The 15041-nt window shown below is 74.5% G+C and carries 13 protein-coding genes and 1 pseudogene; 10 read left to right on the top strand and 4 right to left on the bottom strand.

Annotation, left to right across the window (positions count from 1 at the left end):
- Positions 1–5: 5 nt before the first annotated feature.
- The 5 genes from AB0N17_RS09740 (at position 6) to AB0N17_RS09720 (ending at position 6164) form a co-directional block, all read left to right on the top strand.
- The gene (locus AB0N17_RS09740; protein WP_366010643.1) at positions 6–674 is read left to right on the top strand and encodes an aminoacyl-tRNA hydrolase; all 669 of its coding nucleotides are present in this window, start codon (positions 6–8) and stop codon (positions 672–674) included.
- A 132-nt stretch (positions 675–806) separates the two neighbouring features.
- Entirely contained in the window at positions 807–2150 is a 1344-nt protein-coding gene (locus AB0N17_RS09735; RefSeq protein WP_366010642.1) for a DUF692 domain-containing protein, read from the top strand.
- A gap of 554 nt (positions 2151–2704) precedes the next feature.
- The gene (locus tag AB0N17_RS09730; RefSeq protein WP_366010641.1) at positions 2705–3475 is read left to right on the top strand and encodes a DUF4142 domain-containing protein; all 771 of its coding nucleotides are present in this window, start codon (positions 2705–2707) and stop codon (positions 3473–3475) included.
- A 97-nt stretch (positions 3476–3572) separates the two neighbouring features.
- Positions 3573–4352: a TIGR04222 domain-containing membrane protein gene (locus AB0N17_RS09725; protein ID WP_366010640.1), complete on the top strand. Its 780-nt coding sequence runs from the start codon at positions 3573–3575 to the stop codon at positions 4350–4352.
- Between the two features lie 147 nt (positions 4353–4499).
- Positions 4500–6164: an alpha/beta hydrolase gene (locus tag AB0N17_RS09720; RefSeq protein ID WP_366010639.1), complete on the top strand. Its 1665-nt coding sequence runs from the start codon at positions 4500–4502 to the stop codon at positions 6162–6164.
- A gap of 15 nt (positions 6165–6179) precedes the next feature.
- Here AB0N17_RS09720 and hemQ read toward each other — a convergent pair whose 3' ends face one another.
- Positions 6180–6911: a hydrogen peroxide-dependent heme synthase gene (gene hemQ / locus AB0N17_RS09715; protein ID WP_366010638.1), complete on the bottom strand. Its 732-nt coding sequence runs from the start codon at positions 6909–6911 to the stop codon at positions 6180–6182.
- 5 nt (positions 6912–6916) lie between these two features.
- A complete protein-coding gene (gene hemG, locus AB0N17_RS09710) occupies positions 6917–8371 on the bottom strand; it encodes a protoporphyrinogen oxidase (protein ID WP_366010637.1) in 1455 nt (484 codons plus the stop codon).
- Between the two features lie 158 nt (positions 8372–8529).
- On the opposite strand from hemG, the gene AB0N17_RS09705 reads away from it, so the two are divergent.
- Entirely contained in the window at positions 8530–9459 is a 930-nt protein-coding gene (locus tag AB0N17_RS09705) for a DUF4349 domain-containing protein (protein ID WP_366010636.1), read from the top strand.
- 27 nt (positions 9460–9486) lie between these two features.
- Entirely contained in the window at positions 9487–10890 is a 1404-nt protein-coding gene (locus tag AB0N17_RS09700; RefSeq protein ID WP_366010635.1) for an FAD-dependent oxidoreductase, read from the top strand.
- Between the two features lie 29 nt (positions 10891–10919).
- Here the strand turns inward: AB0N17_RS09700 and AB0N17_RS09695 are convergent.
- A pseudogene (locus tag AB0N17_RS09695) lies at positions 10920–11129 on the bottom strand (hypothetical protein); the annotation flags it as partial.
- A 118-nt stretch (positions 11130–11247) separates the two neighbouring features.
- Here AB0N17_RS09695 and AB0N17_RS09690 point away from each other — a divergent pair.
- Positions 11248–12072 (top strand): rhomboid family intramembrane serine protease, encoded by an 825-nt coding sequence (locus tag AB0N17_RS09690; RefSeq protein ID WP_366010634.1) that lies wholly within the window; start codon positions 11248–11250, stop codon positions 12070–12072.
- A 16-nt stretch (positions 12073–12088) separates the two neighbouring features.
- Here the strand turns inward: AB0N17_RS09690 and hemE are convergent, their stop codons facing one another.
- On the bottom strand, positions 12089–13156 hold the full coding sequence (gene hemE / locus AB0N17_RS09685) for a uroporphyrinogen decarboxylase (protein ID WP_366010633.1): 1068 nt from the start codon (positions 13154–13156) through the stop codon (positions 12089–12091).
- Between the two features lie 98 nt (positions 13157–13254).
- Between hemE and AB0N17_RS09680 the strand changes: the two genes are divergently transcribed.
- On the top strand, positions 13255–13926 hold the full coding sequence (locus AB0N17_RS09680; RefSeq protein WP_366010632.1) for a DUF3000 domain-containing protein: 672 nt from the start codon (positions 13255–13257) through the stop codon (positions 13924–13926).
- A gap of 282 nt (positions 13927–14208) precedes the next feature.
- On the top strand, positions 14209–14868 hold the full coding sequence (locus AB0N17_RS09675) for a response regulator transcription factor (RefSeq protein ID WP_366010631.1): 660 nt from the start codon (positions 14209–14211) through the stop codon (positions 14866–14868).
- Positions 14869–15041 lie beyond the last annotated feature (173 nt).

Below are 15041 nucleotides of genomic sequence, written 5' to 3'. Positions count from 1 at the left end.
CTGTCGTGAGCCAGGTTTCAGAGGCACCTCAGTTCGTGCTCCCCCTCGTCGTCCGCATCGAGCGCAGCGCTCCGCCCGCCCGCACCGACGCGCTGGAGACGGCCGCCCGCGCCGTGCTGCTCCTGCTCGGCGACGAGCGGGCGGCGGCCGGCGGGGAGTGGGCCGAGGCCGTACGGAACTGGGAGGACGCGCGGATCCGCAAGGTGGTCCGGCGGGCCCGGGGCGCCGAGTGGCGGCGGGCCGAGGCGCTGCCCGGGATCACGCTGACCGGCAAGTCCGCCGAGGTCCGGGTCTATCCGCCGGTCCCGCTGGACGGCTGGCCGGGGGACCTGGCCAGGCTCCAGGTGTCCGGCACCGAGCTGGACGACCCGGAGCGGCCCGCCCCGGCCGACCGGGGCGTGCCCGTGCTGTGGCTGAACCCGGAGCTGGAGATGTCGGCCGGCAAGGCGATGGCCCAGGCGGGCCACGGCGCCCAGCTCGCCTGGTGGGCCCTGTCCGACGGGGAGCGCACCGCCTGGCGGGAGGAGGGCTTCCCCCTCGCCGTCCGCACCGCGTCCCCCGCCGACTGGGACCGGCTCACCACCGCCGGTCTGCCGGTGGTACGGGACGCGGGCTTCACGGAGATCGCCCCGGGCTCCTGCACGGTCGTCGCCGAGCATCCGGCGCTGCGCTAGCGGGACGGGCCGCGCGGCACCGCCGAGCCGGCCGCAACCTCAAATGTTGCTCTGAACGCGGCACGCGGGCGGTTCGGCACGGGCCGCCGGGGCCATACCCCCCTCACTCGACGGTCGAGGAGGGGAGGAGCCGTGCGGCGACTGGGCACGGGGATCGGCTGGCGGCCGGAGATCGCGGACGCCGTGGAGCGCATGCCGGGCATCGACTGGGTGGAGGTCGTGGCGGAGAACGTCTGCCCCGGCCATCTGCCTCAGGCGCTGCTGCGGCTGCGCGAGCGCGGGATCACCGTCGTACCGCACGGCGTCTCCCTCGGTCTCGGCGGCGCGGACCGCCCCGACGAGGACCGGCTGCGGGCGCTCGCGGAACGGGCGGAGGCGCTGGGCGCCCCCCTGGTCACCGAGCACATCGCGTTCGTCCGGGCGGGCGGCGCGCTCACCGCGTCCCCGCGGCTGGAGGCGGGCCATCTGCTGCCGGTGCCGCGCACCCGGGACGCGCTGGACGTGCTCTGCGAGAACGTCCGCATCGCGCAGCAGGCGCTGCCCGTGCCGCTCGCCCTGGAGAACATCGCCGCGCTGTTCTCCTGGCCGGGCGAGGAACTGACGGAGGGGCAGTTCCTGTCCGAGCTGGTCGAGCGGACCGGCGTACGCCTGCTCATCGACGTGGCCAACCTGCACACCAACCACGTCAACCGCGGCGAGGACCCGGCTCAGGCGCTGGCCGCGCTGCCCGTGGAGGCGCTGGCCTACGTGCATGTGGCGGGCGGCTTCGAGCGCGACGGCGTCTGGCACGACAGCCACGCCCACCCCGTGCCGCGCCCGGTCCTCGACATCCTGGCCGACCTCGCCACCCGGGCCGCGCCGCCGGGGGTGCTGCTGGAACGGGACGAGAACTTCCCGGAGCCGGTCGAGCTGGAGCGCGAGCTGGAGGCGATCGGGGAGGCGGTCCGGGCGGGGCGGCGGCGCGCGGTCACGGGCGCGGGGCGTGCCGTGGCCGGCGGCGCCGGGGGCGGGGGTGTCGCCGTGCTCGCCCGGCCGGTGGCCGAGGTCCGGGCCCGGGAGACCACCCGGCAGCGGCTCGGCGTCGCCCTGGCGGCCGTGCTGTCGTCCCTGGTCGCGGGGACACCGGTGCCGGAGGGGTTCGACCGGGTGCGGATGGGCGTCCAGGCGCGGGCGCTGGCGGCGAAGCGGGCGGAGGTGGTGGCGAAGGTGGCACCGGAGCTGCCGGAGATCCTGGGGGCGGGGTACCGGCCGGCCTTTCTCGGGTACGCCCGGGAGCGGCCGATGAGCGGGGGGTACCGGCGGGACGCGCTGGACTTCGCCGGCCATCTGCTGGCGGCCGGGCTGCCGCGGGAGGCGGGGCCGCGGGAGGCCCTGCGGGAGTGGTGGCTGGACCGGGCGGGTCCGGCACCGAGACGGCGGGGGCGGCGAAGGGTGCTGCTGCGCGGCCGCGCGGCAGACCGCGCAACGACCCCATAGGCGGCGGGTCCATGTGCTCGGTGCGGCTCCGCGGCGCGGGCGGTGGGCCGTGTGCCCGGTGCGGCTCCGCGACGCGGGCGCGGGACCGCGTGCTCCATGCGACTCCACGACACGGGCGCGAGACCGCGTGCTCCATGCGACTCCACGACACGGGCGCGGCACCGCCTGCTCCGTGCGGGCGCGGCGTAGACGCGGCCGGCCTGGCACACGTCCGAGCGGGCTCCGCGACGCGGGCGCGAGGCCGCGTGCTCCATGCGACTCCACGACGCGGGCGCGGCACCGCGTGCTCCGTGCGGGCGCGGAGCAGGCGCGGCCGGCCCGGCACGTCCGAGCGGCTCCGCCACGCGGGCGCGAGGCCGCGTGCTCCATGCGACTCCACGACGCGGGCGCGGCACCGCCTGCTCCGTGCGGGCGGCGCAGGCGCGGCCGGTCCCGCACGTGTTCGGCCGGCCGGTGTCCCGGGGTTCCGGCGGCGGCGAGGTGGACCGGGCCCGGGCCACGACGGGTCCCGCAGTAATATGCCAACCCCGCCCCCACCCCGAGCACGAGGCACCATGCGACCGCGACCCCCCGTCAAGGGCCGAGGCATATTCAGCGGTACCGGGCTGCTCATCACCGCCCTCGCCGCGACGGCGGCGGCGCTGCTGTACCCGCTGTGGTCGTACTCCGACCGGCAGGACGCGGCCGCCGCGAGCGTGCTGAGCGCGCAGACCGTGACCACCCCCTACGGGCCCCTGTCCGCGCAGGACCGGGACTTCATCACCAAGGTGCGCCTGGCGGGTCTGTGGGAGCTGCCCGCGGGTGAGCTGGCGGAGCGGAAGGGGACCACGGCGGCCGTACGCACGGCGGGCCAACACCTCGTCGACGGCCACACCTCGCTCGACGCCCATGTGCGGACCGTCGCCACGCAGCTCGGCGTGGATCTGCCCAACGAACCCAACGCTCAGCAGAAGGAGTGGCTGGCCGCCCTGAGGTCCGCTCAGGGGCAGGACTTCGACCGCCGGTTCGCCGGTGTCCTGCGGCTCGCGCACGGCAGGGTCTTCGCCCTGGTCGCCCAGGTCCGCGCCGGTACGCAGAACTCCCTCGTCCGCGACCTCGCCGACGACGCCAACACCACCGTCCTGGACCACATCAAGATCCTGGAGGCGACGGGGTACGTCGACTTCGGCGCGCTGGCCCGGGACCTCGCGGCCTCCCCCACCCCCGTACCGTCCCCGCCCGTGGTCGCCCCGGCGGCCGCCGTGCCGGTCACCCCCGCGCCGGACGAGTCGTACGCGCTGCCGCCGGCGACGAGCAGCCCGCCCCCGGCGACGACGACCCCCTGACCTGCGCGGGAAACGGAACGTCACAGACCGGCAACACTCGGTCCGGATAGTGAAAAGGGCATGGCGCGAGCCCAGGCCTCTGGCATAGAAACACGTCATGTTCTGGGTCCTTCTCCTGCTCCTGGCCTGGGCTTTCGCCGGCACCGCGTGTACCCGGCTGTGCCTGGCGGCCGTCCACTCCGCAGCCGCCGACACGGATGTCACGACGGCGGACCGGGGGCACGATCTGACGCTGTACGAGGCGGCCTTCCTGTCCGGCGGCCCCGCCCGGGTCGCCGACGTGACCATGGTCTCCATGGCCCGGCAGCGGCGGCTGCTGCTCGCGCACACCGGCTGGGCCACCGTGGTGGACCCGCGGGGCCGGGACGAGATCGAGCAGTCCGTCATAGGGGCCATCGGTCCGGACGGGCAGTCGCGGATAGCGCCCGTGCGGGCGCGGGCGGCCGGTGCCGAGGCGGTGCGGCGGCTCGCCGACCGGCTGGTGGGCGCCGGGCTCGCCGTGCCCGACGGTGCCGGTGCGACGGTGGGGGCCGCCGTCCGCCAGGTGCGGGCCGCCGCCGCTGCCGTGGCGGTGCTGGGTGTGACCGCGCTGCTGCTGCCCGTCCAGACCGGCACGCCACGGCTGCTGGTGGGGCTGTGGTTCGCCCTGCCCCTGGCGCTGTCGCTGAGCTGTCTGGCCATCGCCCGGTTCGAGGTGCACCCGTACTCGCGCTGGGCGTCCCCGGCCGGGCAGCGGCTGCTGGGGGCGCTCACCCGCAGGCCGGCCGGTGACGAGCGGTCGTTCCTCACCTCCGTCGCCGTGCGCGGCATCCGCGCGATCGGCGAACCGGAGCTGCGGGCCGCCTTCACCCATCGCGACCAGCCCTGGCGGGAGTGAGGGCTCCTTCCGGGGGCGCACAAGGGGCATTGGCGCCGACACCGGCCGGTCGGTGCTTGCCTTCACCGACGGCCGAACGAAATATCCCTTCTGTTGTCGCCGGTCGTGGCAGCCGAGCCATCGCCGCCGTGCACGAAGGGATTCGCGATGAGAGCTGCCACCCTCTGTTCGGCCGCCGGTGCGTTGCTCCTGACCGCGCTGGCCGCCGTCCCGGCGGGGGGCGCTCCCACCGCACCCGGGGCACCCGCCGCGCCCGGCACGGCCGAGCTGCGCGGCACCGCGGTGGCCGCCGCCCGCGCCCGGGCGGCCGGTGTCGACTTCGGCCCGTGCTCCGCCGCCGACGTCCCTCAGGCGCCGGCGGGGCTGCAGTGCGGCACGGTGCGCGTCCCGCTGGACTACGCGCGCCCCGGCGGCCGGCAGATCAGACTGACCGTCAGCCGGATCCGGGCCACCCGGAAGGACCCGCACAACAGCAAGCGGAAGGTCCCCCGGCAGGGCGTCCTCGTCTACAACCCGGGCGGTCCGGGCGCCTCCGGCATGTACTTCCCGCTGATCGGCGCGGTCCCGCAGTGGAAGCGGATCGCCGCCGCCTACGACCTGGTGGGCTACGCCCCGCGCGGAGTGGGCCGCTCGGCGCCGCTGTCCTGCGAGGACCCCGAACGCTTCTTCGAGGGGCCGTCGCTGTCGCCGACGCACCCGACGCAGACGTACAAGCGGCAGCGCATCACCCGGGCGAAGGCCTACGCGAAGGGCTGCGCCCAGCGGTCCGGGACCAAGCTGCGCTTCTACACCTCGCTGAACAACGCCCGCGACCTGGACGTCCTGCGGGCCGCGCTGCACGAGGACCGGCTGACGTTCATGGGGGCGTCGTACGGCACCTACTTCGGCGCGCTGTACGCGACGATGTTCCCCTCACATCTGCGGCGCATGGTGCTGGACTCGGCGGTGAACCCCGACCCGGCGAAGATCTGGTACCGCAGCAACCTGGACCAGTCGGCCGCGTTCGAGGAGCGCTGGGCGGACTTCCGCGACTGGGTCGCCCGGCACGACGACGTGTACGGGCTGGGCGGCACCCCCGAGCGGGTGCAGCGCAGCTACGACACGGCGCGGGAGCGGCTGGCCGCGAAGGCGGCGGGCGGCGCGGTCGGTCCGGGCCAGCTGCAGAACGCGTTCCTGACGGCCGGTTACTACGACGACTTCTGGCCGAGCCGGGCCGCCGCCCTCTCGGCGTATCTCAAGGGCGACCCGAAGCCGCTGGTCCGGCTGGCGGCGCCGAGCCGGGGGACGGCGGCCGAGGCGGAGAACAGCAGCGCGGTCTACACGGCCGTAGAGTGCAACGACGCACCCTGGCCGACGGACTGGGCGCGGTGGGACCGGGACAACACGCGGCTGGCCCGGGTGGCGCCGTTCGAGACCTGGGACAACGCGTGGACGAACCTGCCGTGCGCCTACTGGCCGGCGCCCCGTCAGCAGCCGCTGGACGTGCGGACCGGGCCGGGCGAGCTGCCGCCGGTGCTGATCCTGGCGGCCGAGCGCGACGCGGCGGCGCCGTACACGGGGGCGCTGGAGATGAACCGGCGGCTGGCCGACTCGGTGCTGGTGACGGAGCGGGACGCGGGCACGCACGGCGTCGCGGGCGGCGCCAACGCGTGCATCGACGCGCACTTCGAGGCGTATCTGCTGCAGGGCCGTCTCCCGGGGCGGCGCGCGTCCTGCGCGCCGCACCCGGAGCCGCGGCCGGACACCCCGGCCGGCCGTGCCGCGGGCCCGTCGGCCCGGGACTCGCGGAAGGGCGGGGCCGGCCGGCGCTGAGGCCCGCGCCGCCCGTCAGGCCAGGCCGGCGACGAGGTCCGCGATGTCCTTGCGGCGGCCCGTGAAGAACGGGACCTCCTCGCGGACGTGCATCCGCGCCTCGGAGGCACGCAGGTGGCGCATGAGGTCGACGATGCGGTACAGCTCGTCGGCCTCGAAGGCCAGGACCCACTCGTAGTCGCCGAGGGAGAACGAGGCGACCGTGTTGGCGCGCACGTCCGGGTAACCGCGGGCCATCTTGCCGTGGTCGGCGAGCATGCGGCGGCGGTCCTCGTCGGGCAGCAGGTACCACTCGTAGGAGCGCACGAAGGGGTAGACGCTCACGTAGTTGCGGGGCGTCTCGTCGGCGAGGAACGCCGGAATGTGCGAGCGGTTGAACTCGGCCGGGCGGTGCAGCGCCATGTTCGACCACACGGGCTCGAGCCGGCGGCCCAGCCTGGTGCGGCGGAAGAGGTTGTACGCCTCCTGGAGCTGGTCGCTGGTCTCGGCGTGCCACCAGATCATGAGGTCGGCGTCGGCGCGCAGGCCGGAGACGTCGTAGGTGCCGCGGATCGTCACGTCCTTGGCGGCGAGCTGGTCGAACAGCTCCTGGACCTCGTCGGCGTAACCGGCGCGGTCCTCCGGCAGCACGTCCTTCAGCTTGAAGACCGACCACAGGGTGTAGCGGATGACCTCGTTGAGGTCCTTGGCCAGCTTGCCCTTGTTCGGGATCCTGCCGGACTCGGTGGTGGAGGCGTCGTCACTCATGGTCCCTATTCTCCCGCTCCGCCGTGCAGGCTCTGCACCGGGTTGGCCGTGAGTTCCCTGACCCCGGCCAGGTCGCCGTCCAGCTGGTCCACCGCCGCGTGGGCGCTCGCGACGCACGCCGGAACGCCCACGCCGTCGTACGGGGCTCCGCACACCGCGAGGCCGGGCAGCTTGGCGACGTGCTCGCGGATGCGGGCCACGCGCGCGTGATGCCCGACCGGGTACTGCGGCAGGCCGTCGGTCCAGCGGGTGACCCGGGTCGCGAGGGGGACGGCGTCCAGGCCGGTGGCCTCCCGCAGGTCGTGCCGGGACACCTCGACCAGGCCGGCGTCGTCCCGCTGGAGGATCTCCGTCTCGCCGTGGCGCCCCACGGAGGTGCGCAGCACGAGCACCTCCGGGTCCTCCTCGGCGATCCAGCCCCACTTGCGGGAGGCGAAGGTGGCGGCCTTGATGGTGCGGCCGTCGACGGGGGGCACCAGGAAGCCGCTGCCCTCGGGGAGGTCCAGGTCGGCGCTGCGGTAGGCGAGCGTGACGAGTGCCATGGACGCGTACTCGACGGCGGCCAGCTCGGCGGCGGCCGCCGGGGACTCGGCGCGCAGCAGCGCGGCGGCGGCCGGGGCGGGTACGGCCACGATCACCGCGTCGGCGTGCAGCGCGCGCTCCCCGGCCCTGACGCGCCAGCCGCCGGCGGCCTCTCTGCGCAGCCCGGTGACGGGCGTCCCGGTCAGGATCTCGCCGCCGCGCGCGCGGACGGACTCGGCGACCGCGAGCGGCAGCGTGCCCACGCCGCCCTCGATGCCCATGAAGACCGGGCCGGTCTGGGGGGTCGCCGCCGCCCTGGCCTGGATGCCGCGGACGGCCTCGGTCAGGGAGGTGTGGGCGCGGGCGGCCTGGAAGAGCTGGGGGACGGCCGAGCGCATCGAGATGCGGTACGCGTCGCCCGCGTACACGCCACCGAGCAGGGGCTCGACGAGGCGGTCGACGACCTCGCGGCCGAGCCGGGCCGCCACGTACTCCCCCACGGCCACGTCGTCGCCGATCTCGGTGGGGGGCAGGCCGGCCTCGCGCTCGATGCGGGCCAGCCCCTCGTCGGACAGCACGCCGGACAGGGCGGCGGCGGTGCCGGGCACTCCCATCACATGTCCCTTGGGCATGGGCCGCAGGGCACCCCGGGTCCAGATCGAGGCGGTCGCGGTGGCCGGCGGCCGCAGCCGGTCGGCGAGGCCCACCTCGCGCGCGAGGGCCACCGCCTCGGGGCGGCGGGCGAGCAGCGACTCGGCGCCCAGGTCGACGCGCACGCCCGCGATCTCGCCGGGCAGCAGCTTGCCGCCGACCCGGTCCGTGGCCTCCAGGACGGTCACCCGCGCGCCGCGGCCCAGCAGCCGGTGGGCGGCGGCCAGCCCGGCGACACCGGCCCCGATGACGACGACATGCCCCGTACGCGTACCCGTTGCGCTCATGACCCCCACTCTCTCAGACCCCGCTGACACTCCCGCCGCGTCCGGTGGCCGGGCCGGGTCCGGACCGTGACCTCATCGGGACCGGGCCGGCCAAACGTTCCCGGCCGCCCCGCCGTCGAAGGACCGTCACAGGCCACAGCCCTCGGGGGGTACCGCCCATGCGCACACCACGATCCGCACGCCCCGCCCGTCCCGCCCGTCCCGGCCGGGCCCTGGCCGGGGTCCTGCTCGCCGCCTGCCTCGCGCTCGCCGGGTGCGGCGCGGCGGACGACTCGGGCGGCGGCTCCTCGGCGAAGTCCGCGGCCAGGTCGGCGGCGGACGGCGGCAAGGCCGCGGGACCGCGCGCGGCCGACGACGCCGGGCCGGCGCCGAGGACGCCCCGGCTCGCCCAGAACGCGATCGTCCGGACCGCGTCCCTCACCGTCCGGGTCGCGGACGTGCCCAAGGCCCTGGCGCAGGCCCGGTCGGCCGCCGAGGAGGCGGGCGGCTACGTCGGCCGGGAGAGCACGGGGCGGGACGCCGGCGGCCATGAGCACACCCGGGTCGTGCTGCGGGTGCCCACCGCGACGTACGACACGGTCCTCACCCGGCTCCAGGGGACGGGCAAGCTGATCGAGCGCACGGCAGAGGCCGTCGACGTCACCGGCCAGGTGGTGGACGTGGACAGCCGGATCAGGTCGCAGCGGGCCAGCGTGGACCGGATCCGTGCGCTGATGGACCGGGCGGCCAAGCTGAGCGACGTCGTCTCCCTGGAGGGCGAGCTGAGCAGCCGTCAGGCGGACCTGGAGGCGCTGCTCGCCCGGCAGGCGTCCCTGAAGGACCGTACGGACCTGGCCACCATCACCCTGTCGCTGTCCGAGACACCCGCGCGCAAGGCGGCCCACGCGGACCGGCCGGGCTTCCTGGACGCGCTGGCGGGCGGCTGGCACGTGTTCGTCACGCTGCTGCGCCTGCTCGCCCTCGCGCTCGGCGCCGCCCTGCCGTTCGCCGCCTTCGCGGCCCTCCTCGCGCTGCTGTGGACGCGGGTCGTACGCCCCCGGCTGCCGCGCCGCGCGGGGCCCTCCGCCGAGCGCCCCGGCGAGGACTGAACGGCCCGTGCCCCGTAGCGTGTTCCCATGACCATGAACGGTGGGCGGGACGGCAGCGGCGGCACGGAACGGCTGGTCGTGATCGGCGGTGACGCCGCCGGCATGTCCGCGGCGTCACAGGCACGCCGGCTGAAGGGGGCCGGGGAGCTGGAGATCGTGGCCTTCGAACGCGGCCACTTCACCTCCTTCTCGGCGTGCGGCATCCCGTACTGGGTGGGCGGCGACGTCGCCGAGCGGGACCAGCTCATCGCCCGCACCCCCGAGGAGCACCGCGCGCGCGGGATCGACCTGCGGCTGCGCACCGAGGTCACCGGGATCGACGTGGCCGGGCAGCGGGTACGCGCGCGTGACGTCGATTCCGGCGCGGAGTCCTGGACGTCGTACGACAAGCTCGTCATCGCCACCGGTGCGCGCCCGCTCCGTCCGGATCTGCCCGGCGCGGACGCGCCCGGGGTGCACGGCGTGCAGACCCTGGACGACGGCCAGGCCCTGCTGGACACGCTCACGCGCACGCGTGGCCGCCGTGCGGTCGTGGTCGGCGCGGGCTACATCGGTGTCGAGATGGCCGAGGCCCTCATCCACCGCGGCTTCGAGGTGACGGTCGTCAACCGCGGCAAGGCGCCCATGTCCACCCTCGACCCCGACATGGGTCTGCTGGTGCACCGGGCGATGGAGGGGCTCGGCATCACCATGGTCAACGACGCCGAGGTCACCAAGATCCTCACCGGCGAGGACGGCCGCGCCCGCGCGGTGGCCACGGAGGACGCCGAGTACCCCGCGGACCTGGTGGTCCTCGGCATCGGCGTCCGTCCGCAGACCGCTCTCGCCGAGGCCGCGGGCCTTCCCCTCGGCGCGAGCGGCGGCCTGCTCACCGACCTCGCGATGCGGGTGCGCGGCCACGAGAACATCTGGGCGGGCGGCGACTGCGTGGAGGTGCTGAACCTGGTCTCCGGCCAGGAGCAGTACATCCCGCTGGGCACCCACGCCAACAAGCACGGCCAGGTCATCGGCACCAACGCCGGCGGCGGCTACGCCACCTTCCCGGGCGTCGTCGGCACGGCGGTCAGCAAGGTCTGCGACCTGGAGATCGCCCGCACCGGCCTGCGCGAGAAGGACGCCGACCGGGTGGGCCTGCGGTACGAGACGGTCACCATCGAGTCGACGAGCCGGGCCGGCTACTACCCGGGCGCCTCCCCCATGACGGTCAAGATGCTCGCCGAGCGCCGCACGGGCCGGCTGCTCGGCGTCCAGATCGTCGGGCGGGAGGGCGCGGGCAAGAGGGTCGACATCGCGGCGGTGGCCCTGACCGCACAGCTGACGGTGGAACAGATGACGGCCCTGGACCTGGGCTACGCGCCTCCGTTCTCCCCCGTGTGGGACCCGGTCCTGGTGGCGGCGCGGAAGGCCGCGGCGAAGGTACGCGCCGCCTAGGCGGACCCGCTGATCCGCGGCAGGGCGGACACGGCCGCCGGCTGCTCCCCGGCGGGCTTGGCGTGTGTCGCGGTCGGCCGGGTGGAGCGCAGCCGGTAGCTGACGGCCTCGTCCAGCGTCACGGGCCGCTGCATCTGCCCGGCCAGCCGTCCCGCCTCCTGGCCGAGCCGCGCCACGTCCTCCCAGGGAAGCCGTACCACCAGGGACAGCTCGGCCTCCCCATCGGGCAGAGCATGCATCGCCGGCACCTGCGGAGCGTTCGTCATCGCCTGTCCTCACGTCGGTTGAGAACAGATACGCGCACCCGCCCGGCGGCGTTCACCGGTTCGCCCGCCGCATGCAGGGCAGTACTTCAGTGTGGTCATCCCCGTCCATGACGTGAACCCGGTGCGCCGCACGCCCTGGGTGACGTACGCCCTCATCGCCGCCAACGTGCTCGTGTTCCTGTCCACGCCCGGCATAGCGGGCTCCGTGGCAGGCGGCAGCGATCTGGCACAGCTGTGCCGTCTCCATGCCTTCATGGACCACTACGCGGCGGTCCCGAGAGAGCTGATCCACCATCAGCTGCTACGGGTGGTCCCCACGGGCGAGACGGGGCTGGGTCCGCACGGACCGGGCTGTGTCGTGCGGCCGCCCGGTTACGACAAGTCCCCGCCGCTGTCGGTCTTCACGGCGATGTTCCTGCACGGCAGCTGGCTGCACCTGCTGGGGAACATGCTCTTCCTGCTGATCTTCGGCAACAACGTCGAGGACCGGATGGGCCACATCCGCTACTTCCTCTTCTACGTCGTCTGCGGCTACGCGGCCGGTTACGGCTTCGCGCTGCTCAACGACACCTCGGGCGACCCGCTGATCGGCGCGTCGGGGGCGATCGCCGGGGTCCTCGGCGCCTATCTGGCGCTGTATCCGAGGGCGAAGGTCTGGGTCCTCGTCCCGTTCCTGGTCTTCCTGCCGCTGCGGCTGCCGGCCTGGCTGGTGCTGGGCTTCTGGTTCGTGCTGCAGGCCGTGTACTCCTCCGGGCACGCCGTCTCCGGCGCCGGGACGGTCGCGTACGCGGCGCACGTCGTCGGCTTCCTGGTGGGCCTGCTGCTCGCCTGGCCGCTCAAGCCCGGCACCCCGCCCCCGCCGGAGCCGCGCCGCCTGCTGTTCGGCAGGCAGGCCCGGCCCCGCCAGGTGTGGTGAGCGCCGGGAGACGGGGTCAGCGCGCGGTGCGGGTGTGGACGTACTCCGCGAGCCGGGTCAGCGCGTCCGGGTCGGTGTTCGGCATGACGCCGTGGCCGAGGTTGAAGACGTGTCCCTCCAGGCCGGCGGCCGCGTCCAGCACCTCGCCGGCCCGGGCCTCGAGGGTGTCCTTGTCGGTGAACAGGACCGTCGGGTCCAGGTTGCCCTGGAGTGCCTTGCCGGGACCGACCCGGCGCTTGGCCTCGTCCAGCGGGACGCGCCAGTCGACGCCGACGACGTCCGCGCCGGCCTCGCCCATGAGGTTCAGCAGCTCACCGGTGCCCACACCGAAGTGGATGCGCGGGACGCCGTACCCGGCGACGGCCTCGAAGACCTTCGCCGAGGCGGGCATGACCGAGCGCCGGTAGTCGGCGGGGGCCAGCGCGCCGACCCAGGAGTCGAAGAGCTGGACGGCGCTCGCGCCCGCCTCGATCTGGACCTTCAGGAAGGCGGCCGTGATGTCGGCGAGACGGTCCAGCAGGTCGGCCCACAGCTCGGGGTCGCCGTACATCATCGCCTTGGCGTTCTCGTACGTGCGGGACGGACCGCCCTCGACCAGGTAGCTCGCGAGGGTGAAAGGCGCGCCCGCGAAACCGATCAGCGGGGTGGCGCCCAGCTCGCGGGTGAGCAGGCCGATGGCCTCCGTGACGTAGGAGACGTCCTCGGGGGTGAGGTCGCGCAGCCGGGCCAGGTCGGCGCGGGTGCGGATCGGCTGCTCGACGACCGGGCCGACGCCGGGCTTGATGTCGAGGTCGAGGCCGATGGCCTTGAGCGGGACGACGATGTCGCTGAAGTAGATCGCCGCGTCGACGTTGTGCCGGCGCACCGGCTGCAGCGTGATCTCGGTGACCAGCTCGGGCCGCATGCAGGACTCGAGCATCGGAACGCCCTCGCGGACCTTGCGGTACTCGGGCAGGGAGCGGCCGGCCTGGCGCATGAACCACACGGGGGTGTGCGGTACGGCCTCACGGCGGCACGCCCTGAGGAAAGCGCTGTCGTACGTCGCTGTCGGCTGCTTGCCCGAGGGGCTTCCGTTGGCACTCACGACGGCAAGTCTCGCACGGCCCGCGACGGAGAAGTGCCGCAGCCCTCAGGGGGTGTCTTGCCCTGCGCGAGAGCCCCGTTCCCCTTACTCTTCCCCGCATGGCTGCGGCTCAGGGACGACTGTCGGACGGCGCTGACGGAATGGACGACGCGAAGGACACCGCGCGGGGGCGGGCGGGCAGTGCGCTGCCGCCGGCGTTCCGGTCCGCGGTCGACGGCTTGCGGACCGCACGGCTGCGGCCGCAGGTGGAGGTGGAGCCGACGCCGGCCCCGCAGCGGCTCGCCCCGCACGCGTACGCCCTGGAGGCCGTGGTGGTCGACGGCGATCAGGAGCTGGCCGACGGACGGCTGGTGCTGCTGCACGACCCGGCCGGGCACGAGGCCTGGCACGGCACGTTCCGGCTGGTGACGCTGGTGCGCGCGGAGCTGGAGCCGGAGATGGCGGCCGATCCGCTGCTGCCGGAGGTGTGCTGGTCGTGGCTGACCGGGGCGCTGCAGGCGCGCGGGCTCGGCTACGGCGAGCCGAGCGGGACGATCACGCGGGCGGGCTCGCACTACTTCGGTGGGCTGGCCGAGCGGCCGCCCGCCTCGCAGATCGAGATCCGGGCCTCCTGGACGCCCCGCGAGGGGCTCGGCGGAGTGCCGGACACGGCCGCGCACCTGGTCTCCTGGTGCGATCTGCTGGCCCAGGTCGCGGGGCTGCCGCCGGCAGGTCCGGGAGACGCCTCGGTGGTGACGCTGCCGCAGCGCAGGGATCCGCAGGCCCGGTGACGTGACCGCCGGCTTCCGGCGGCATGACCCTCCCGCACGCCCTGTTGACCATCTCTTTGTCGATACGGCCACTTTCCGCACTCGAATCGCATCTGCTCGAACCGACTCGATCTTCGGATGATCGATCGCGTGTCCGAATTGCACAGATTGTTACTCACTAGATCGTGATCATTCTCTAAAGGCGGACGAGTTTGCTGCCGAAGACGACTGTGACCTTCAAAGCACGGTTCGTCCCGGCTTCATCCCCACAAGCCGGCCCCGTCCCCCCACCCAGGAGGCCTGGTGTCCGTTCTCCTCGAGCAACCCGCAAGCCTGGTCGCCTACCGCCCGAACAAGCCGACCGCCATGGTGGTCGTGGCCGACCCGCGCGTCCGCTCCACCGTCACCCGCCATCTGTGGGCGCTCGGGGTGCGCGACGTCATCGAGGCCTCGTCCGTCGCGGAGGCTCGTCCCCGCATCGGCAACCCCCGCGACATCTGCGTCGCCGACGTCCACCTGCCCGACGGCTCCGGCCTGACCCTGCTGTCCGAGACCCGCGCCGCGGGCTGGCCCAACGGGCTCGCCCTCTCCGCCGCCGACGACATCGGCGCGGTCCGCAACGCCCTGGCCGGAGGGGTCAAGGGCTACGTCGTCACCGGCACCCGGACGAACATCGGGCTCCCCACCCGACCCGGCGCCACTCCCCTCGGCGCCGCCGCCCGGATGCACCGCCGCCCCCCGGGTGCCCCGAGCCACCCGGGCGGCTACCGAGAGCTGTCCGGACGCGAGGTCGAGGTGCTGCGACTGGTCGCGGAGGGCCAGTCGAACAAGGCGATCGGCGTCTCGATGGGCCTGTCCGCACTCACCGTCAAGAGCCACCTCGCCCGCATCGCCCGCAAGCTCGGCACGGGCGACCGGGCCGGCATGGTGGCCGTGGCGCTGCGCACCGGCATCATCCACTGAGCCGGTCCGGAGGGCGGTCGGGTTCACTCATGTGAACCCCACGTTTCACCGGGCTGACTGGTTTACGACCCCCCGGCGCCCGTCCGCACGAACGGCGAGTTCGTCCGGCCTGTCGCCCGCCTGGACCAGCTCAGCTACTACCCGCGTCTGGCAGCCCGCGCCCGTGAACTCAC

This window comes from Streptomyces sp. NPDC051133 (genome assembly GCF_040682635.1).
Taxonomy (GTDB): Bacteria; Actinomycetota; Actinomycetes; order Streptomycetales; family Streptomycetaceae; genus Streptomyces.
The sequence above is the reverse complement of the archived record's forward strand: the minus strand, read 5'-3'. Positions and strand labels throughout refer to the sequence as shown.